This window comes from uncultured Agrococcus sp. (assembly GCF_945915485.1).
In the GTDB taxonomy this organism is placed as follows: Bacteria; Actinomycetota; Actinomycetes; order Actinomycetales; family Microbacteriaceae; genus Agrococcus.
In genome coordinates this window covers 1-19,451 of sequence record NZ_CAMEFJ010000044.1, presented here as the reverse complement: position 1 = coordinate 19,451, position 19,451 = coordinate 1, and the positions used below count along the sequence as shown (strand labels likewise).

Below are 19,451 nucleotides of genomic sequence, written 5' to 3'. Positions count from 1 at the left end.
AGCGATTTCCATAAAAGCTACGATAATTAGCCTTCATGGCTAATGTCAATAGCCTATGCTGGTGTGAGGAGGGTCAAATGCCGGCACCGCAGCGTGTAAAGCACGACGAGATCGTCTTCGCGGCACGTGCGATCGTGGAGCGAGACGGCGTCGAGCAGCTCACGATGCGAGCGCTCGCCGACACGCTCGGCGTCAAGCCGCCATCGCTGTACAAACGTCTTCGCGATCGCCGTGACGTCATCCGTCTCGTCGCCGAAGACGGCGTTGCGCAGCTGACGGGGGCGCTGGATGCGGTGCGCTCGGCTTCCCACGACGCTCAGGGCCGTTTGCGGTCGATGGCGAGAGTCGTGCGTGCATTCGGGCTCGAGCATCCCGGCACCTACGCGCTCATCTTCGATCCGCGGATCTCGGGCGAGATCGAACAGGAGGGGCTTCGCAGCGCGGTGCAGCCGGTGCTGAACGTGCTGCAGGACGAAGGCTTCGATGACTCGCTTTCGGGAGCCAGGATGCTCACCGCGTGGTTGCACGGCTTCGTCTCCATGGAAGTAGCTGGTGCCTTCCGCCTCGGCGGGAGCACGGATGCCGCCTTCGAAGACGCACTCGACCGCATCCTCGTCGCGCTCGACGTGTGACGCGAGAGTGCTCCGCCGACGTGATCGTCGCCGAGGTGTCGGCCTAGTGCACCGGAGTGTTGAAGAGCGACCCGATCAGGAAGGTCGCACCGAGCGCGGCCATCCCTCCGACGACGACGCGCAACGACGACTTCCTGCGGCTCGACTCGCCGACCCGCGCCGACAGGATGCCCGTGATCAGCAGTGCGAGCAGCGTCGAACCCGCTATCGCCCAGATCGCGTACTGCGACGGGATGATCACGGTCGCGATGAGCGGAATGAACGCTCCCATCGCGAACGACATCATGGATGCGAATGCGGCCGCCCCGGGGTTGTTGAGGTCTTCGGGGTCGAGACGGTATTCGATATCCAGGTGAGCGCCGAGCGGGTCGTGCTCGGTGAGCTCTTCCGCGACTCTGTGCGCCGTGGCGGGTGACAGGCCCCGCTCTTCATACATGTGCGCCAGCTGGTCGATCTGTCCGTCTGGGTTGTCGGCGAGGAACTGCTGCTCTCGCTCGATCGCCGCGCGCTCGCTGTCGCGCTGGCTCGAGACGGAGACGAACTCGCCGACCGCCATCGACAGAGCACCGGCGGTCAGTGCCGCGACGCCGGCCGTGAGGATTCCCGCGGGGCCCATCCCGGCACCCGCAACGCCCGCCATGAGCGCAGCGGTTGAAACGATGCCATCATTCGCGCCGAGCACGGCAGCACGCAGCCAATTGAGTTTGGCGCTCATCGACTGCACCGGAGGCGGCATATCCGGGCGGCGTTCACGTGCAGATTGCATGTCTCCATCGTTCTCGTCCGCCGGTCGACGAGGCAAGAAGGCGGCCCGTGAAACCCGGTGGCGGGGCCCGGTAGCTCTCGACTTCGGTACGGCGAAAACACGCGATTCGCGCGAGCGGTGCTATACGGGAGTAGGCTGGCAAATGGCGTAAGAGGTTAAGCCAATAGGGTGATGAAGCGAGGATGAAACCGCAGCCACCGTCCCTATTGGTGCGACCTCCAAGCCGCCTCCCTTAGATCAATAGGCTGATTGGATATTGCGTGGATCTCTACGAGTACCAAGCCAGGGACCTCTTCGAGGCTCATGGCGTTCCCGTTCTCGCCGGTATCGTCGCTGACACCCCCGAGGAGGTCGAGGCGGCAGCCCGACAGCTCGGTGGCGTCGTGGTGGTTAAGGCACAGGTAAAGACCGGAGGCCGCGGCAAGGCCGGCGGCGTCAAGGTCGCAAAGACACCGGAAGAGGCGAAGGCAGCTGCCGAGTCGATTCTCGGACTCGACATCAAGGGTCACATCGTCAAGCGCGTCATGGTCGCGGCCGGTGCGAACATCGAGGAAGAGTACTACTTCTCGGTGCTGCTCGACCGAGCCAACCGTTCGTATCTCGCCATGTGCTCCTACGAGGGCGGCATGGAGATCGAGCAGCTCGCTGAAGAGCGTCCCGAGGCGCTCGCCAAGGTCGAGGTGAATCCTGCCGAGGGCATCGACGAGGCCACGGCCCGTGAAATCGTGCGGGCAGCGAGCTTCCCGGCCGACCTGGTCGACAGCGTCGCGCCCGTCATCGTCAAGCTCTACGAGGTCTTCACGAAGGAAGACACGACGCTCGTCGAGGTGAACCCGCTCGTCAAGACGGCAGAGGGCGACATCATCGCGCTCGACGGCAAGATCTCGATCGACGAGAACGCCGACTTCCGCCAGCCCGGTCACGCAGGTCTCGTCGACCGCGCCGCTGAGAACCCGCTCGAGGCACGCGCCAAGGAGCTCGACCTCAACTACGTGAAGCTCGACGGCCAGGTCGGCATCATCGGTAACGGCGCAGGGTTGGTCATGTCGACGCTCGACGTCGTCGCATACGCCGGTGAGCAGTTCGGTGGCGTGACACCCGCGAACTTCCTCGACATCGGTGGTGGCGCATCCGCATCCGTCATGGCGAACGGTCTCAGCGTCATCCTCGGCGACGAGGACGTCAAGAGCGTATTCGTCAACGTCTTCGGCGGTATCACCGCGTGCGACGAAGTCGCCAACGGCATCGTGCAGGCACTCGAGATTCTCGGTGACGCAGCAACGAAGCCGCTCGTTGTTCGCCTCGATGGCAACAACGTCGAAGAGGGTCGCGAGATCCTGAACAACGCAAACCACCCCCTCGTCACACTCGTGGGAACCATGGACGAAGCCGCGGCCAAAGCCGCCGAGCTGGCTGCCGCGTAAGGCTGGAGGACAAAACAGTGGCAATCTTCATCGATAAGAACTCCAAGGTCATCGTCCAGGGCATCACCGGCGGCGAGGGCACGAAGCACACCGCCAGGATGCTCGCAGCGGGAACCCAGATCGTCGGCGGCGTCAACGCGCGCAAGGCCGGCACCACGGTGCAGCACAAGGACGCGCAGGGAGGCGACATCGAGCTGCCCGTGTTCGGGTCCGTCGCCGAGGCGATGACCGAGACCGGCGCCGACGTATCCGTCGTGTTCGTGCCGCCGGCATTCGCCAAGAACGCCGTGATCGAGGCGATCGACGCGGGCATCGGCCTGCTCGTCGTGATCACCGAGGGCATCCCCGTGCAGGACTCCGCGGAGTTCTGGGCGCACGCGAAGGCCGCGGGCACGATCCGCATCATCGGCCCGAACTGCCCCGGTATCATCACGCCCGAGGAAGCACTCGCTGGTATTACGCCGGCGAACATCACCGGAAAGGGCCCGATCGGCCTTGTGTCGAAGTCCGGCACGCTGACCTACCAGATGATGTACGAGCTGAACGACATCGGCTTCTCGACCGCGATCGGCATCGGCGGCGACCCCGTTATCGGGACGACGCACATCGATGCTCTCGAGGCGTTCGAGAACGACCCCGAGACGAAGGCGATCGTCATGATCGGCGAAATCGGCGGTGACGCCGAGGAGCGTGCTGCCGACTTCATCAAGGCGAACGTGACCAAGCCCGTCGTCGGCTACGTCGCGGGCTTCACCGCACCCGAAGGCAAGACGATGGGGCACGCAGGTGCGATCGTCTCCGGTTCGTCGGGCACGGCCGAAGCCAAGAAGGAGGCCCTTGAGGCCGCGGGTGTGAAGGTCGGTAAGACCCCGACCGAGACCGCCGTCCTGATGCGCGAGATCGTGCAGGGGCTCTAGCTTCCCTTACTCGAAGAGGGAGACGCCTGCTCAGAAGCAGTCGTCTCCCTCTTTTTGCGCTGAAAAGTGCGCCAGAGCGAGAGCTCAACTGGATATTCCAGCTGAGGGTTGGCTCTGATGCGGTTTCCAGCGCTGCACAACCGCGCTCCACAACGCGGTGTTATCCCCAACCGGATCTGCACGCATGCCGTGGCGGTGCTCGTTTGGGCCAAGATCCGCACTCATGGACAAGAACTGGGGAGTGTGGAGCACCGCTGCTCTATTGGAAGCCGGGAAAACAGCGAGTCAGATCCGTTCAGCAGTCGCGCATAAGCGACTCCGCCGGCTCCGGCGGGGTTGGTTCGCAGTGGCGGGAGCGGTCGAGTCGGTTGTGGGAGCCGTGGAGGCCGGCGGCACCGCAAGCTGCGTGACGGCTCTGCGCTTATACGGCGTTTGGGTACCTGAAGGTGCAGGTTCGACGCACATACGGTTTCGACGACGGGGCCGAAGCGGATGCCTGCCGTACGGTCATAACCCGCCCCTCGTCGCAAGCGTTGATGATCTGTCCACTGCGGTCAGGTGCGCGGCGAGGTGCGTCGATGCGGAGACTTTGGTTGTGCTGCTCGATTCGATCATGCATCTCGGACTGGCCTCGTATGAGCAATTGGAAGCCATCTTGATGCCGACGCCTGCCCGAATCCGTGCATTGCTGCGGAAAACTGATCGTGCGGAGGCGGGCACCGAAACGATGTCAAGGCTCCGGCTGCGAAGAGCGGGTATCAGGGTACGGACCCAGGTGCAGCTGACTCCCGACCATCGGGTTGACCTCTTGATCGGAGATCGGCTGGTCGTTGAGTGCGATAGCCGGGAGTTCCACAGTAGCTGGGAGCAGCAAACCAAGGACCGGAAGCGTGATCGTGAGCTGATGGCGCTGGGGTACCTGGTTATCCGGCTCACGTATCACCAGGTTTGCTTTGGGTGGGAGGCGGCCTTCCAAGACATTCTGGCCATTGTTCGAGCAGGTCGTCACGTGTGGCCGAGGAAGCGCTGAAGCATGCAGTGGAGCGGGGGTCGAAGTGGATAATCCATCTCGACCCCCGCTCAGCTGTCACTTTCAGCGCGCCGGGATGCACGGGCCCGAATTCAGTTTGCACCAGTCATGGAGCAGGCGTTCAAGATTCACTGAGCTAGCAGTCAGAACCGGCATACATCCATCCCATACGATCACTGCGGAAGGCGCTGAAGAGGAGATGAAGAGCGAGTATGGCTGATGTTCGAATCGACTATCAAACGTTGAATCAGATCGCGGGATCGTTCAAGAATCTCGCTGTCGACCTGGCAGCGGGAGAGACCTGGGAGGACACGATCGCAGACGCGGTGCGCAAGGTGTGGATGGGGGAGCCGGCGATCGTGCCAACGGATGCTGTGGAGAATATGATCGACGACTGGGACTACGTCCGATCCGTCATGGCGATCCAAGCGATGAATGCGGCAGAGAAAGCCGATGTGATCGGCGAAGGCTATGACGACTGGGACAGCGGGGTGGGCGTTCCGGGCGAGACCGCTCTCGAAACAGGTTCGTGGCACGAGGCGGGAGGCTCGTCATGAGCGGCGATTCGTTGACGTTGACTACCTCCGGCGGCCACCACATCTCCGAATTCGTCAGTGACTACGAGGCCATCGGCCAGAGCGCGGTTCAGCTGCAGCAGACGGGCGAAGAGACGCTCGAGCTTCACCGGTTCTGCGGAAGCATCATCACGGATCAGGTAGACGTTCAAGACGGCATCTCGATAGAAGCGTTGAGGCAGATGGCGCTCACCGTCGGCGACTCCTTGGACCCACTCGGGCGATACTTCTGCAATCTCGCGGAAGCAGCTTGGAAATACGCGGATGCCTGCCGTATCGCCGGCGACGCCACCAAGCACATGAAGGAGCGACAGGACAACCTGGTGCAATCGCTCTCGATCATCGTCAATGAACGTGCCAGCGCGGAGATCATCGAGCAGACGACCCGCGGTCTCGACGAGGACCTCACCGCGCACGGTGAGCTCGTCCGGTATTCGGTGTTGGACACGGAGGGTAATCTCAACGAAACCCCGAACAGGGTCGTGCTCGACGGTAAGAAGCGAGACGACGCACTGCGCTTCATAGAGACGCATCTGTCCGGGCTCGAGACGATGCAAGAGAACATCCACGCGCGTCAGGATACCCAGCTCCGAGATTTCGAAGCCGCACATCAGGATTGGGAGAGTGCCGCAGCGACGTTCGCAGACGAACTCGATGGGATCCTCGGCGTGCTCGAAGATACGGATGCCGAGAATCGAGTGCAGCGGGATGGCTCGATCGCGGACTTCTTCGGTACTCTCGGGGCGGTGTCCGACGTGGCGACGGTGATCCCGGGGCTGGGTCTTGGAGGTCTCGCCATCGGCCTCATCGCCTCGCTCCTCGAGGCCGGCTATCAGATCAAACAGGCCAACGAACTCTACGCAGAGAATGGCGACTCCGTGCGCGTCGCGGAACAGCAAGTCAGCAATCAGTACGGTGAGGCGGGAATGGCGCTGCTGGGTCTGATTCCGTTTGCGGACTTCGTTCGCAAGTTCGGTAAGTCGAACGCGGACCCCGACGTCGAGCTCCCGGATGACGATGTTGATGCGCGTAATCCACAGGGCGGCGATCGCTCACCGGACTCCGACGCGCCCGAAGAGCGGAAGCCCGACCTTCCCGTCGACATCGGCGTCGATGACGCACCCATCCATCGCTGGGTCGAGGACGCCGAGGAGACCAACCCCGACGCTGAATTCGATCCGAACGAGCCTGTCGACGGGATCCCGGACCCTCCTGCCAGGCAAATACCCGAGGTTGAAGAGCCGGGCTCGTCCTCCGGTACCGATCCGGTGACGCTACCGGTGCAAGAGCCCGAGCCGGAGATCACGGTCGAGGTGGATGGCCAAGAGGATGAGTCCGGAACCGGCATCGAGGTCGAGCGTGGATAACGCCCTCCGGACACTCGATATCCGGATAGCGGAGGGTTGGCGGCCTCGCCAGCAAGGCGACCGGGGTGAGAGTGCGAATCAGTTCCGCAATGCCCACTTCAGCGGCGTGCCGGAATGGCAGGGCACGCACGCCGACGGAACATCGGAACTCGTCGTATACAGCCTCCGGGTGAGTCCGATGACGACATTCGAACGCGCGCGCAGCGCTCTGGAATCAGAGCTGGGCGCCGCCGCCGGATACGTATCCGGCGATGCGTTGGTCTGGGTCCTGCGCAGATCGGACGAGTACTTCGCGCATGTGCTCAAGACCCCGATCGGGAGCGGTCGCCCCTTGATCTGGGTAGCTCGGCTGCGTGACGAGGCAGTCGCGGACCGGATGCCCGAAGTGATCGCGGCCGTCGAGGAGAGCGGATGGGCATGGGCGCGGTCGTGATCTGACCGCCCCCATGCCCGCGCCTCGACCGCTAGATGGAGGCGAGGACTGCGTTGAGGGTTGCGGAGGGGCGCATAACGCCATCCGCGAGCTCGGCGTCGACCCGGAAGTATCCGCCGAGGTCGACGCTCTGGCCCTGCACGTCGATGAGCTCGCGCTCGATGTCATCGCCGCCCTCGATCAGAGCCGCTGCAACGGGCTTGAAGCGCTCACCGAGGTCGGCATCCTCAGTCTGCTGGGCGAGAGCTTCCGCCCAGTAGCGTGCGATCCAGAAGTGGCTGCCGCGGTTGTCGATCTCGCCGGCCCTGCGCGACGGCGACTTGTTCTCGTTCAGCAGCCCAGCGGTCGCGGTTTCAAGCGTCTCTGCCAGCACCGCGGCACGGCGGTTGCCGTTCACCGCCAGGTGCCTGAACGACTCGGCCAGCGCCATGAACTCGCCGAGCGAATCCCAGCGCAGGTGGTTCTCCTCGACCAGCTGCTGCACGTGTTTCGGTGCCGAGCCTCCTGCGCCGGTTTCGAAGAGGCCGCCGCCGGCGAGCAGCGGCACGACCGAGAGCATCTTGGCGGACGTACCCAGCTCGAGAATCGGGAAGAGGTCGGTGTTGTAGTCACGCAGTACGTTGCCGGTGACCGAAATGGTGTCCTCACCGCGGCGGATGCGCTCAACCGAGAGCTTCGTCGCCTCGACCGGCGAGAGCACGCGGATCTCGAGGCCTGAAACATCGTGCTGCGGCAGCTCGGCTTCGACCTTCTTGATCAGTTCGGCGTCGTGCGCGCGCTCGGCATCCAGCCAGAACACGGCGGGAGTCGCGGATGCGCGGGCGCGCGTGACGGCGAGCTTCACCCAGTCGCGCACGGCTTCGTCCTTGGTCTGGCAGGCGCGCCAGATGTCGCCGGCCTCGACGTCGTGGGTCAGCAGCACCTCACCGGCTGCGTTGACAACGTCGACCCTGCCGTCGGACTCGAGGCGGAAGGTCTTGTCGTGCGAGCCGTACTCCTCGGCCTTCTTTGCCATGAGGCCGACATTCGGCACGGTGCCCATCGTGGTGGGGTCGTAGGCGCCGTTGGCCTTGCAGTCTTCGACAACGGCTTGATAGACGCCGGCGTATGACGAGTCGGGGATGACCGCGATCGTGTCGGCCTCTTCGCCGTCCGGCGCCCACATGTGACCCGAGGTGCGGATCATCGCGGGCATCGAAGCGTCGACGATGACGTCGGAGGGGACGTGCAGGTTCGTGATGCCCTTGTCGCTGTTCACCATTGCGAGGGCCGGTCCCTCCTGCAGCTCACGTTCGATGGATGCGCGGATCTCGTCGGCCCCGTCGAGTTCATCGAGACCGGAAAGGATCGCACCGAGACCGTTCTCTCCGTCGAGTCCGGCAGCCAGCAGCTGCGATCCGTACTTCGCGAACGTGTCGGAGAAGTATGCCCGCACGACGTGGCCGAAGATGATGGGGTCGGAGACCTTCATCATCGTTGCCTTCAGGTGCACGGAGAACAGCACGCCGGCATCCTTCGCCCGCTGAATCTGCTCGGCGAGGAACGCATCGAGCGCCTTCGCGGAGATGAACGTCGAGTCGACGATTTCGCCTTCGAGCACCTTCAGGCCGTCCTTGAGCACCGTCTCGGATCCATCAGTAGCCGTGAAGCGGATGGTCAGTTCGTCGTCGGCAGGCAGCGTGACGGACTTCTCGTTCGAACGGAAGTCGTTCACGCCCATCGTCGCGACCTCGGTCTTCGACTCGGCGCTCCAAGCACCCATCGAGTGCGGGTGCTTGCGGGCGAACTCCTTCACGGCCCGGGGGGCGCGACGGTCGGAATTGCCCTCGCGGAGCACCGGGTTGACGGCGGAGCCCTTGACGGCGTCGTAGCGGGCGCGTGCATCCGCATCCTCGTCCGTCATGACCTCGTTCGGGTAGTCGGGCAGTGCGAAGCCACGGGCCTGCAACTCTGCGATGGCCGCCTTCAACTGCGGAACGGATGCCGAAATGTTCGGCAGCTTGATGATGTTCGCACCGGGAGTCTTCGCGAGCTCACCCAGCTCGGCGAGCGCGTCGGACTCGCGCTGGTCCTCCGGCAGTACGTCTGCGAACGCAGCCACAATGCGACCGGCCAGCGAGATGTCGCGCGCCTCGACCTCGACCTCGGCAGCCGAAGCGAACGACTGGATGATCGGAAGGAACGAGTGCGTCGCGAGCATGGGCGCCTCGTCGGTGTAGGTGTAGATGATCTTCGACACTGGTGGAAACCCCTTGGTTCTGCTGGATGCGGGCACGACGAACCGCTGCCGCGCTTACTCGACAAACCTACCGCGCGAGTGACGAGAGCGCGATTCCGCGGCGAGGCAGCAACACAGCCCGACGGTCGAGCCGTACAGTTTCGTTGTGCTTCGCGTCCACGTTTCCTTCGTGCAGTTCGTGCAGGCGTTATCGATCGCCGGTATCGGGCTGGCTATCGCCTTCGTGCCGCTCGCGCTGGTCTGGGCGCTCGACCGTGCGTTCGAAGCCGACATCCTCGTAATGTGGCGTGTTGCCGCCGATGCCTGGTTGCTCGGGCACGGCGTCACCGTCCAGATCCAGCTTCCCGAGATCGCCGCACTCGAGTTCGGTAGCGAACTCGCGACGCAGCCCTTCGACGTCACGTTCCTGCCGTTGGGGTTCACGCTGCTGACGTTCGTGCTGTCGCTGCGAAGCGGATTGCGGCTGCACGAGGCAGCGCAGGGGATGGCCGCGGAGGTTCGAGAGCGGCTCACCGCCTACGACGGTGTTGGTGAGCCCGAACGCATCATCGGCAAGGTCATCGGCTGGGGTGTCGTGGTCGCGACGCTCACGACCTCGGCTATCGGCATCCTCGTGGCGTGGACAGCGCAGCACGAGCTCGCGAGCCCGAGTCTTCTGCAGGCCGCGATCTTCCCTGGTCTCATCGCCGGCGTCGCACATCTCGTCGCCGTCCTGTGGCGTGAACGCGACAGACTGCTCGAGCTCGTCGGCGAGTGGCTGACGATAGGGGAGCGCTGGCTGCAGATCATCCGGGTCGCAGTCACGTCAGCGGCGATCACGACCGTTGCCGTTCTCGGTCTCGGAGCAGGCGCCGTCGCGCTCACGATCTTCACGCACTTCGACACCGTGGTCGCGCTCAGCCAGGCGTCGTCGCCGACGATTCTCGGCGTCATCGTCATGTTCCTCGCGCAACTCGCCGCGCTACCGAACGCGATCGTGTGGGGCGCTGCATGGATGCTTGGCAGCCCCGTGCAGATCGGCGAGGGTTCTAGCCTCTCCGTATTCGGTACCTCCCTGGGGCCGCTGCCGAACGTGCCGATCTTCGGAGCCGTGCCCGCATCCAATGAGCCGTGGTTCCTTGCACTGCTGGTGGTGACGGCGGTCACCGTGGTGGTGCTCGGTATGCTCGTTGCCCGTTCCAGACTGCTCGGCGACGCGAGTTGGTGGGCGCCGGTCGCAGCCGCGGCCATCTCGGGTGTCCTCGCGGCAACTGCAGTGACGGCGCTCGCGGCACTGTCGGGCGGGGCGATCGGCCCCGGTCGGATGCAGGTGACGGGCCCGGACCTCGCGTATACCGTACTGTTCGCCGGGCTCGGCTTGACGGTCTTGACGGTGCTGGGATTCCTGGGTAGCCGGGCCGTCGACTTCGTTGCCGGCTACGACGCTGAGGAATCGGGACGGTCGAGTCGAGAGACCGATGGCAACTGGATCGGCGCGGATGACGACGGAGCGGAAACTACGGCGGAAGACGTGTCGGCGTCGCCCAGGAAGCGACTGCTTGAGACGATGCGCGGATGGCGGGGCGACGATGTCGTCTCACGGAACGAAGTCGACGCGTCGGATGATGCCCCCTCCGATGTGCCGGATGGCCAGGACACGGACGTTATCGAGCCTGGATTTCGATCCAGTGGATCGAAATCGTGGAAAGACGAGGATTGAGAGGTCGCGCTACCGCACTCGACCGCCGCGCCCCAGCGAGGGGTGCGCCGGTCTGCGCTGCCAGGTGACGTGCAGGGGTCGATAGCCGTGTCTCGACCAGAACGGGCCGGAGAGTGGATTGGGCGCCGCGTAGTCGAGCAGGATCCCGTTCCATCCGCGTTCGGCAGCTTCCGCGTGCAGTCGACGGGTCAGCGCGGTGCCCGCTCCGCTGCCTCGAGCTGCGGGTGAGATATACGCCTGCCCGAGATAGGCAGCCGGTGCCAGTGTCGTCGAACTCGTGATCCAATCCGAGGATTCGGGGTCTGCGATGCTCGCGTAGCCGACAATGCCCTCTCCCGTTTCGGCGACCAGCAGGAGCGTTGAGTCTGGCTCCAGCATCGAATCGACGAGGGTCTCGATGAGCGGACGCAGCTCGTTCGGTTCGCCGAGGGTTCCGAACGATGCGTCGAACTTCTGCAGCGCCGTGGCCAACGCGATGAGTGTTTCGCGATCCTCCTGCCGGGCTTGCCGTATTGCGGCACCCGGTTCGAAAGGTGCATCGCTGTCCGGCGAGACGGTGCGCAGCGCAGTCACGGTACCGGCAGCGTAGCCGTGGCGCAGCAGCGGTCGCACGAGATCGACATCGCGCGCGGCAATCCTGACGAGGGCGGCGTGGTTGGGGTTGCCGCGCGGAGCGTTGTCGATGAGGTAGTCGTCAACGCGCTCGAGCAGCCTCGACGCCAGGTCGCCGATCCGGTCGCCGTGCAGACGCAACCCGATCGCCCATGGCCTGGGAGCTGACCACATCGCCATCTGCGTTGCCGGATCGACCTCGATACGCCGGATGACGGCGACTCCAGCTCCCTGATCGTCCTCTACTTCGATGACACGGGCCACATCATCCAAAGCCACGTCGGGGACATCCGCATGCTCGTCGATCGCATGGATTCTGGCCCTGTGCGCCGCGAATACGGCCTCGATACTGCTCATGCCCGAAAGGCTACTGGCAACCAGCGACAGCGCAACGGGCATGCGCGCGAACGCCGTAGAATAAACGAGTGCTTCGCGTCGTCGTCCTGGTCTCCGGTTCCGGAACCAACTTCGCCGACCTCCTGGCCCGCATTCAGCGAGGTGAACTGGACGCCGAGATCGTCGCGGTCGGAGCCGACCGCGAGTGCGAGGGCCTTGCGCACGCTGCCGAACACGGCATCCCGACGTTCGTCGAACCGTTCACACGTCCCCGCGAAGCGTGGAGCAACAGGGTCGTCGACGCAATCGAGTCATTCGGGCCCGACCTCACTCTGCTGAGCGGTTTCATGCGTTTGCTGGCACCCGACGCGGTCGAAAGACTCGCGCCGAATCTGCTGAACACGCATCCCGCGTACCTGCCGGAGTTCCCAGGAGCGCACGCCGTCCGGGATGCCCTCGCAGCCCGTGCCGAGCGGACGGGAGCGTCCGTCATCGTCGTCGACGGCGGCGTCGACACCGGCCCCGTCGTGGCCCAGGAGCGCATCGCGATCGAACCCGGCGATACGGAGGCGACGCTGCACGAGCGCATCAAGCCGATCGAACGCGAGCTGACGGCGTCGGTCATCAGTGCCGTTGCCGATGGCACCCTGCAACTGACTGCACGAACGAAGTAACTCCCGAAGGAGCACCCCCATGAGCGGACCAACTCACGACGCATCGCTGTACCGCGAGCGAGACGTCATCGCGCCGAAGCGCGCGCTGATCTCGGTCTCCGACAAGAACGGCGTGACCGAATTCGCTGCGGCGCTCGCGGCCGACGGCGTGCAGATCGTCTCGACCGGATCGACCGCGAAGCTCATCGCCGCCAGCGGCACGCCGGTGACCGAGGTCGCCGACGTGACCGGATTTCCCGAGGTGCTCGACGGTCGCGTCAAGACCCTCCACCCGTCGGTGCACGCGGGCATCCTGGCCGACCTGCGCCTCGCATCCCACGAGGAACAGCTGCAGCAGCTGGGCATAGAAGCGTTCGACATGGTCGTCGTGAACCTGTATCCGTTCGTTGCAACGGTGAGGTCCGGCGCGAGCGCCAACGACACCGTCGAGCAGATCGATATCGGCGGCCCGGCGATGGTGCGGGCGGCAGCGAAGAACTTCGCCAACGTCGCCATCGTGACGAACCCCGAGCAGTACGCCTCGATCGTCGCCTCGCTCGGCACGGGATTGACGCTCGCGCAGCGGCGTGAGCTGTCGCGCGCCGCGTTTGCACACACCGCCGAATACGACAGCGCGGTTGCCGAATGGTTCACGACCGGCACGGTGGCTGACGTCGACGAAGCAGGGGGCGGCTCCGAGCCGGTGCCCGGGGCGGATGCGCTGCTTGCCGCAGTGGGCAGCGCGCAGCCGGTCGCGAGCCTCCGCTACGGCGAGAATTCGCATCAGGAGGCCGCCGTCTACGCGCTGCCGGGTGGCGAGGGCATCGTGCAGGCCCGCCAGCTGCACGGCAAGGAGATGTCGTACAACAACTTCCAGGATGCCGACGCGGCACTGCGCGCAGCGTTCGACTTCGCTGAGCCCGCCGTCGCGATCATCAAGCACGCGCAACCCTGCGGCATCGCTGTCGCGGATGCCGGTGCGGAGGACGCGATCGCCAGCGCGCACCGCAGGGCGCACGAGTGCGACCCCGTCAGTGCGTTCGGCGGCGTGATCGCTGCGAATCGCGTCGTGACCCGAACCATGGCCGATGCCGTGAAGGACATCTTCACCGAAGTGATCGTCGCACCGGGTTATGAGGACGGCGCGGTCGAGCTGCTGCAGTCGAAGAAGAACATCCGCATTCTCGAGCTGCCCGAGGGCTACGCTCGTGAATCGGCAGAGCTCCGGCAGGTCTCCGGTGGCGTGCTCGTGCAGCAGCCGGACGCATTCGACGACTTCACGACCGATGGCTGGCAGCTCGTTGCGGGCGATGCTGCAGACGCAGAGACGCTGCGCGATCTCGCGTTCGCGTGGCGGGCAGTGCGCTCGGTCAAGTCGAACGCCATTCTGCTCGCCGCAGATGGCGCATCCGTCGGGGTCGGCATGGGGCAGGTCAACCGCGTCGACTCGTGCAACCTCGCCGTCGCTCGCGCAGGCGAACGTGCACGGGGGTCGGTTGCTGCGTCGGATGCCTTCTTCCCGTTCGCCGACGGGCCCCAGATCCTGCTGGATGCCGGTGTGCGAGCCATCGTGCAGCCCGGCGGGTCGGTGCGCGACGAAGAGGTCGTCGAAGCGGCGCGTGCGGCCGGTGTGACGATGTACTTCACCGGAGAACGTCACTTCTTCCACTGAGTCTGTCCGCTTTGCTAACTTCTCGGTCGCTGGGCGACGACACGCCGTGAAAGAGCGCTCTCATCGCCAGGCGACCGAGAAGTTGACACGCGCTAATGGGGTGGGAAAGCAAACTTTATCCTTGCACCCTGAAGAAGCGTCTGCATAGAATACAAGGCTGCCCACTCTGCAGTTTCCTCCCAAACCATCGTGTTTACCGAAAGTGAACCATGTCGTCGACGACCCCTCAGACCCCCCAAAAGCGGGGCATCCTGAAATCTCTCGGCCTGATCTACGAGTACATCAGGCCGGTGATGCCGCGCATGATCATCGGGGCCCTATCTGCGCTCGGCGCAACCATCGTCGCGCTCGTCATCCCCGTCGTCATGCGAGCGCTGGTCGACGGCCCGCTGATGAACAACGACCCGTCGGAAGTCTGGCCGTTCGGTCTGCTGATCCTCGGCCTCGGTCTCGCGGAGGCCGGGTGCATTCTGCTGCGCCGGTTCATGGTGACGCAGCCCTCGACCGCGATCGAGGCCACGATGAGGAACTCGCTGTACGCGAAGCTGCAGCGCCTCCCGGTCGCGTTCCACGACCGCTGGCAGTCGGGTCAGCTGTTGTCGCGCGCCGTGCAGGACCTCGGCCGCTTGCGCCGGTTCCTGGCGTTCGGCGCGATCATGTTCCTCGTCAACATGCTCACGATCGTGATCGGCATCGGCGTACTCATCTACTGGAGCCCGCTCCTCGGAGCAGTCTTCGTGCTGGTCAACGCACCGATTCTCTGGATCACCTTCAAGTTCGAGCGCAAGTACTGGGGCGCCGCGCGCCTCTCGCTCGACCAGACGGGCGACCTCGCAACCACCGTGGAGCAGTCGGTGCACGGCATCCGCGTGCTGAAGGCGTTCGGTCGTGGCCCGCACGCGCTCGAAGGCTTCACGAAGCAGGCGACGGATCTGCGCCACACAGAGATCCGCAAGGCGCAGCTCGATGCGACGCTGTGGGCGTGGCTGACGTTCATCCCGCTCACCTCGTACGCGGTCTGCCTCTTCCTCGGTGTCTGGCTCGTCTCGATCGACGCACTCACGGTCGGTCAGCTCGCGGCGTTCTTCGCGACGGCGGTCGTGCTGACGTTCCCGATCGAATCGATCGGCTTCCTGTATGCGTTTGCCATCGAGGCGGCGAACGCATCGGTGCGATTCCGTGAGGTCATGGACGGCGTCGAGACGATCCGCGACCCGGAGGAGCCGAAAACGATCGAGCATCCCCGCGGGAGGCTCGAGTTCAGAGACGTGCACTTCCGGTACCAGGATGCGCGGCCGGAGGAGCGCGACCTCGTCAACGGTGCGACACTTGCGATCGAACCGGGCGAGACGATGGCACTCATCGGCATCACCGGCAGCGGCAAGACGACCCTGACGGCGTTCCCGACGCGCCTCTACGACGTCACGGAGGGGCAGGTGCTGCTCGACGGCGTCGATGTCCGCGATCTGCAACTGACGGAGCTGCGCACGCGTATCGCCATGGCGTTCGAGGACGCGACCCTGTTTTCGCGGTCGGTGCGCGAGAACGTTCTGCTGGGTGCCTCGTCGGATTCCGAGGCGCTGGTCGACAGATCGCTCGCCATCGCGCAGGCCGGGTTCGTTCGAGACCTTCCGAACAGCTTGGAGACAGAGATCGGTGAGGAAGGGCTCTCGCTCTCGGGCGGTCAGCGTCAGCGCCTGGCTCTCGCAAGGGCAGTCGCGGCCGAGCCGGACGTCCTTGTGCTGGACGACCCGCTCTCGGCGCTCGATGTCGAGACGGAGGCGCTCGTCGAGGAGGCTCTGCGCTCCGTGCTCGCGTCCACGACGGCCCTCATCGTCGCCCACAGGCCGTCGACGGTGCAGCTGGCCGACCGTGTCGCGCTCATGCGCGACGGCAAGATCGACGATGTCGGCACCCATTCAGAACTGCTCGCACGCAACGAGCACTATCGCTACGTGATCTCTTCTCTCGAAGAAGAGGAGCGCAACCGGAAGGCAATCCGATGACCGTGTTCGGCGTCGCCGGAGAAGACCGGCACGAATACACGAAGGAAGAATCGCGGCAGGTCCGCAGGCGTTCGCGCGTCCTGCTGGTCGACCTCGTGCGCCCGCACATCCCGCGCGTTGTCGCCACGATCGTCATGGTCGTACTCGGCACGGGCGCGGCAGTGCTCGGGCCTGCGATCATCGCGTTCGGCATCGACCACGCGCTGCCCGCGGTACTGAACGGTGCCGATTGGATGCCGTTGTGGGGAGCCGTTATCGTCTACGTCCTCGCCGCCGCCGTCGCAGCGGTGCTGATGTACGCGTACACGGTGAACACCGCGAGAGTCTCGCAGGCGGTGCTGTTCTCATTGCGTCGCCGACTGTTCGATCATGCGCAGCGTCTCAGCATGGAGTTTCACGAGCAGTACACGTCGGGTCGCCTTGTGGCACGCCAGACGAGCGACCTCGAGTCCATTCGCGACCTGCTCGACCAGGGGCTCAACGAGCTGACGCGCGGCGTGCTGTTCATGGCCTTCACCCTCGGAGCGATGCTGCTGCTGGACCCGATCTCGGGGCTCGTGCTCGTGTCGGCGCTCGTTCCCGCGACGCTGCTGACGATCTGGTTCTACAAGAAATCGACGAGCCTGTTCCGCGAGACTCGCACGACGAGCGCAAGGATGATCCAGTACTTCGTCGAAACGATGACGGGCATCCGCGCCGTGCAGGCGTTCCGCAACGAGCCCGTCAATGAGAAGGAGTTCGGCAAGCGCGTCGAGGACTATCGCGACGCCAACATGCGTACGATACAGATCTTCGGCATCTACGAGCCCGGCATCGTCGCGATCGGCGCTATCAGCGTTGCAACCGTGGTCATCGTCGGCGGGTTCCGTGTTGTCGGGGGAGACCTGGCCGTCGGCGTCCTGCTCGCGGCGATGCTGTACGCTCGGCAGTTCTTCCAGCCCATTCAGGGCATCGGCATGTTCTTCAACGGCTACCAGTCGGCCGCTGCGGCGCTGGAGAAGATCTCCGGTGTTCTCGAAGAGCGTCCAACGGTCGAGGAGCCGGAGAAGCCGGCGCGCCTGCGGAGGCTCCGCGGCTCGATCGACTTCAAGAACGTTCGCTTCGCCTATAACGAGGACAAGGTCGTGCTGCCGGACTTCTCGCTCGAAGTGCCGGCGGGGCAGACGATCGCGCTCGTCGGAACGACGGGAGCCGGCAAGTCGACGCTCGCGAAGCTGGTCTCGCGCTTCTACGACCCGACATCGGGCGCCGTGAAGCTCGATGGAGTCGACCTGCGCGAAATCTCGAACGACGACCTCCGCGAAGCGATCGTGATGGTGACGCAGGAGGCCTATCTGTTCTCCGGCACGGTCGGTGAGAACATCGCGCTGGGTCGACCCGATGCGACGACCGACGAGATCGTCGATGCTGCGAAGGCGGTCGGCGCGCACGATTTCATCACGGCGTTGCCGGACGGCTACGACACGGATGTGAATAAGCGCGGAGGTCGAGTTTCTGCCGGTCAGCGTCAGCTCGTGTCGTTCGCGAGGGCGTTCCTTGCCGACCCGGCCGTCCTGATTCTGGATGAAGCGACGGCGAGCCTCGACATCCCGTCGGAGCGACTCGTGCAGGAGGCGCTGCAGACGCTGCTCGCCGACCGCACTGCCATCATCATCGCGCACCGCCTCTCGACCGTGGCGATTGCGGATCGCGTGCTGGTCATGGAGCACGGGCGCATCATCGAGGACGGTTCGCCGGATGAGCTGGTCGCCCAGGGCGGCAAGTACGCATCGCTGTACAGGGCGTGGCAGGATTCGCTGGTCTAGCACTCGTTCTCAGCGCTGAAAAGTGCAGCAGAGCGAGGGGCGGAATGGATTATCCATTCCGCCCCTCGCCACAGCGTCAGTTGCAGCGCTTCGGAATCAAGTCGCGTCATCGTGCCACAAAGCTCGGAGCGTGCGGACGGCCTCCTCGAACTCCACGCCTTCCCGAGCGCTCGCCTGCGCGAGGCCGCGCGCGTGCTCGAGAACTGCCCGTGGAGTGCTGCTCGCGGATGCAGACACTCGAGTTCCCGCGCCCGTTCGGCTCTTCACAAGGCCGTCTGCCTCGAGGGCCCTGTAGGCCCTCGCGACCGTCCCGGGGGCGACTCCGAGGTCTGATGCGAGCTGACGCACGGATGGGAGGCGTTCATCCGCGAGGAGACGACCGGTAGAGATGAGACCACGAACCTGGTTGTAGATTTGCTCGGCTGGGGAGCCAGAGTCTCCGAGTCTTATCCGCAGTGACACGATCGGCTCACTCCTATCGTGTACTGCGTTTTCGAGGCAGTGCAAGGAGAAGGAGCGTGGTCACCCACGTGGTGTATCCGGCGATATTGACGATACGAGCGGCGATTCTGAGCGGCTGCTCAAGCGCGGCGAAATCGCTCCAGGTGCGTAAGTCCCCGTCCTCGGTTGAGCCATGACCCCGCACACCGGCTGTACCAGCGAGATCGTGCCAGATGCCGCCCAGATGGAGCAGCAGTGCGCCGGTGACAAGAGCGATGAGCACGAGAGAGCGCTGTCTGCGGGCCGCGGCATCCCGCTCCGAATCGGCGCTGAGAGGAGGGCGGGAGATCCACCGGAGCCCGAACGCCGTCACCGCCAGCAGCAGCGCGATGATGGCGAGATGCGGAATCGAGTAGTACCAACCGTAGATGCCCGTTCCCACCTGCAGGGCGCCGGCGTCGACCCAGTACATGGTGTGGTTGCCGTCGTCATCGGGAGCCGACGCACGTCCCGCCAAAACGGTGGAAAGGACGATGAATAGAAGTGCTAGTCCAAGCGGAAGCGTCCATCGCCGTCGCACGAAAGACAACCAGGTGCGCGGAGCCAAAGCAGCGCTACCGTCGGGAGCGGTACGCTGGGCCGGCATGATCAAGACGAGGACGGCGATCAAGGCGAAGACCAGCGGCGCACCGATGCCGAACTTCCCGAACGTGGTGTGCAGCTCGGGGGAGACGCTCAGAACGAACGGCAGGATGCCGAGCAGGGTGAAGGCCAGCTGGCCTAGCAGCGCGACGGCTGGCGCCGTAATGGCGGCACCGCGAATGGGGCCGGTGAGTTCCAGTCG

At 64.7% G+C, this 19,451-nt stretch carries 17 protein-coding genes; 12 read left to right on the top strand and 5 right to left on the bottom strand.

Annotated features, from left to right (window positions below; genetic code table 11):
• Nucleotides 1–77 precede the first annotated feature (77 nt).
• The gene (locus tag Q0O95_RS08510) at nucleotides 78–632 is read left to right on the top strand and encodes a TetR/AcrR family transcriptional regulator (protein WP_293697378.1); all 555 of its coding nucleotides are present in this window, start codon (nucleotides 78–80) and stop codon (nucleotides 630–632) included.
• A 43-nt stretch (nucleotides 633–675) separates the two neighbouring features.
• Here the strand turns inward: Q0O95_RS08510 and Q0O95_RS08505 are convergent, their stop codons facing one another.
• Nucleotides 676–1,398, bottom strand: a complete 723-nt coding sequence (locus tag Q0O95_RS08505) for a VIT family protein (protein ID WP_293697376.1) — start codon at nucleotides 1,396–1,398, stop codon at nucleotides 676–678.
• 260 nt (nucleotides 1,399–1,658) lie between these two features.
• On the opposite strand from Q0O95_RS08505, the gene sucC reads away from it, so the two are divergent.
• The 6 genes from sucC (at nucleotide 1,659) to Q0O95_RS08475 (ending at nucleotide 7,144) form a co-directional block, all read left to right on the top strand.
• Nucleotides 1,659–2,822 carry an ADP-forming succinate--CoA ligase subunit beta gene (sucC, locus tag Q0O95_RS08500; protein WP_293697374.1) on the top strand — a complete coding sequence of 388 codons (1,164 nt, stop codon included), beginning with the start codon at nucleotides 1,659–1,661 and terminating at the stop codon, nucleotides 2,820–2,822.
• Nucleotides 2,823–2,839: 17 nt separating this feature from the next.
• The gene (gene sucD, locus Q0O95_RS08495; protein ID WP_293697372.1) at nucleotides 2,840–3,739 is read left to right on the top strand and encodes a succinate--CoA ligase subunit alpha; all 900 of its coding nucleotides are present in this window, start codon (nucleotides 2,840–2,842) and stop codon (nucleotides 3,737–3,739) included.
• A gap of 595 nt (nucleotides 3,740–4,334) precedes the next feature.
• Nucleotides 4,335–4,769: a DUF559 domain-containing protein gene (locus Q0O95_RS08490; protein ID WP_293697371.1), complete on the top strand. Its 435-nt coding sequence runs from the start codon at nucleotides 4,335–4,337 to the stop codon at nucleotides 4,767–4,769.
• A 212-nt stretch (nucleotides 4,770–4,981) separates the two neighbouring features.
• Complete coding sequence (locus tag Q0O95_RS08485) at nucleotides 4,982–5,326, top strand: hypothetical protein (protein ID WP_293697370.1); 345 nt, start codon at nucleotides 4,982–4,984, stop codon at nucleotides 5,324–5,326.
• Nucleotides 5,323–6,711 (top strand): hypothetical protein, encoded by a 1,389-nt coding sequence (locus Q0O95_RS08480; protein WP_293697368.1) that lies wholly within the window; start codon nucleotides 5,323–5,325, stop codon nucleotides 6,709–6,711. Before Q0O95_RS08485 ends, Q0O95_RS08480 begins: the two co-directional genes overlap by 4 nt.
• Nucleotides 6,704–7,144: a hypothetical protein gene (locus tag Q0O95_RS08475; protein ID WP_293697366.1), complete on the top strand. Its 441-nt coding sequence runs from the start codon at nucleotides 6,704–6,706 to the stop codon at nucleotides 7,142–7,144. The genes Q0O95_RS08480 and Q0O95_RS08475 overlap by 8 nt, the downstream gene beginning before the upstream one ends.
• 31 nt (nucleotides 7,145–7,175) lie before the next feature.
• Here the strand turns inward: Q0O95_RS08475 and Q0O95_RS08470 are convergent, their stop codons facing one another.
• Complete coding sequence (locus Q0O95_RS08470) at nucleotides 7,176–9,383, bottom strand: NADP-dependent isocitrate dehydrogenase (protein WP_293697364.1); 2,208 nt, start codon at nucleotides 9,381–9,383, stop codon at nucleotides 7,176–7,178.
• A gap of 145 nt (nucleotides 9,384–9,528) precedes the next feature.
• Between Q0O95_RS08470 and Q0O95_RS08465 the strand changes: the two genes are divergently transcribed.
• The gene (locus Q0O95_RS08465) at nucleotides 9,529–11,082 is read left to right on the top strand and encodes a DUF6350 family protein (RefSeq protein WP_293697362.1); all 1,554 of its coding nucleotides are present in this window, start codon (nucleotides 9,529–9,531) and stop codon (nucleotides 11,080–11,082) included.
• A gap of 9 nt (nucleotides 11,083–11,091) precedes the next feature.
• On the opposite strand, the gene Q0O95_RS08460 is transcribed toward Q0O95_RS08465, so the two are convergent.
• Nucleotides 11,092–12,051, bottom strand: a complete 960-nt coding sequence (locus Q0O95_RS08460) for a GNAT family N-acetyltransferase (RefSeq protein WP_293697360.1) — start codon at nucleotides 12,049–12,051, stop codon at nucleotides 11,092–11,094.
• 68 nt (nucleotides 12,052–12,119) lie between these two features.
• Between Q0O95_RS08460 and purN the strand changes: the two genes are divergently transcribed.
• The 4 genes from purN to Q0O95_RS08440 all read left to right on the top strand — a co-directional run bounded on the left by purN (nucleotide 12,120) and on the right by Q0O95_RS08440 (nucleotide 18,166).
• Complete coding sequence (gene purN, locus Q0O95_RS08455; RefSeq protein WP_293697358.1) at nucleotides 12,120–12,704, top strand: phosphoribosylglycinamide formyltransferase; 585 nt, start codon at nucleotides 12,120–12,122, stop codon at nucleotides 12,702–12,704.
• A gap of 19 nt (nucleotides 12,705–12,723) precedes the next feature.
• Entirely contained in the window at nucleotides 12,724–14,355 is a 1,632-nt protein-coding gene (purH, locus tag Q0O95_RS08450) for a bifunctional phosphoribosylaminoimidazolecarboxamide formyltransferase/IMP cyclohydrolase (RefSeq protein ID WP_293697356.1), read from the top strand.
• 209 nt (nucleotides 14,356–14,564) lie between these two features.
• Nucleotides 14,565–16,361 (top strand): ABC transporter ATP-binding protein, encoded by a 1,797-nt coding sequence (locus tag Q0O95_RS08445; protein WP_293697354.1) that lies wholly within the window; start codon nucleotides 14,565–14,567, stop codon nucleotides 16,359–16,361.
• Nucleotides 16,358–18,166, top strand: a complete 1,809-nt coding sequence (locus tag Q0O95_RS08440) for an ABC transporter ATP-binding protein (RefSeq protein ID WP_293697352.1) — start codon at nucleotides 16,358–16,360, stop codon at nucleotides 18,164–18,166. The genes Q0O95_RS08445 and Q0O95_RS08440 overlap by 4 nt, the downstream gene beginning before the upstream one ends.
• A 96-nt stretch (nucleotides 18,167–18,262) precedes the next feature.
• On the opposite strand, the gene Q0O95_RS08435 is transcribed toward Q0O95_RS08440, so the two are convergent.
• Nucleotides 18,263–18,628, bottom strand: a complete 366-nt coding sequence (locus Q0O95_RS08435; RefSeq protein ID WP_366516467.1) for a GntR family transcriptional regulator — start codon at nucleotides 18,626–18,628, stop codon at nucleotides 18,263–18,265.
• A 13-nt stretch (nucleotides 18,629–18,641) separates the two neighbouring features.
• Nucleotides 18,642–19,451, bottom strand: an 810-nt coding sequence (locus Q0O95_RS08430; protein ID WP_293697350.1) for a hypothetical protein, incomplete at its 5' end; no start/stop codon positions are given.

Coding starts and splice junctions, on each gene's coding strand:
- Q0O95_RS08510 (WP_293697378.1), top strand. CDS start 78: ATGCCGGCACCGCAGCGTGTAAAGCACGACGAGATCGTCTTCGCGGCA.
- Q0O95_RS08505 (WP_293697376.1), bottom strand. CDS start 1,398: ATGCAATCTGCACGTGAACGCCGCCCGGATATGCCGCCTCCGGTGCAG.
- Q0O95_RS08485 (WP_293697370.1), top strand. CDS start 4,982: ATGGCTGATGTTCGAATCGACTATCAAACGTTGAATCAGATCGCGGGA.
- Q0O95_RS08480 (WP_293697368.1), top strand. CDS start 5,323: ATGAGCGGCGATTCGTTGACGTTGACTACCTCCGGCGGCCACCACATC.
- Q0O95_RS08460 (WP_293697360.1), bottom strand. CDS start 12,051: ATGAGCAGTATCGAGGCCGTATTCGCGGCGCACAGGGCCAGAATCCAT.
- purH (WP_293697356.1), top strand. CDS start 12,724: ATGAGCGGACCAACTCACGACGCATCGCTGTACCGCGAGCGAGACGTC.
- Q0O95_RS08445 (WP_293697354.1), top strand. CDS start 14,565: ATGTCGTCGACGACCCCTCAGACCCCCCAAAAGCGGGGCATCCTGAAA.
- Q0O95_RS08440 (WP_293697352.1), top strand. CDS start 16,358: ATGACCGTGTTCGGCGTCGCCGGAGAAGACCGGCACGAATACACGAAG.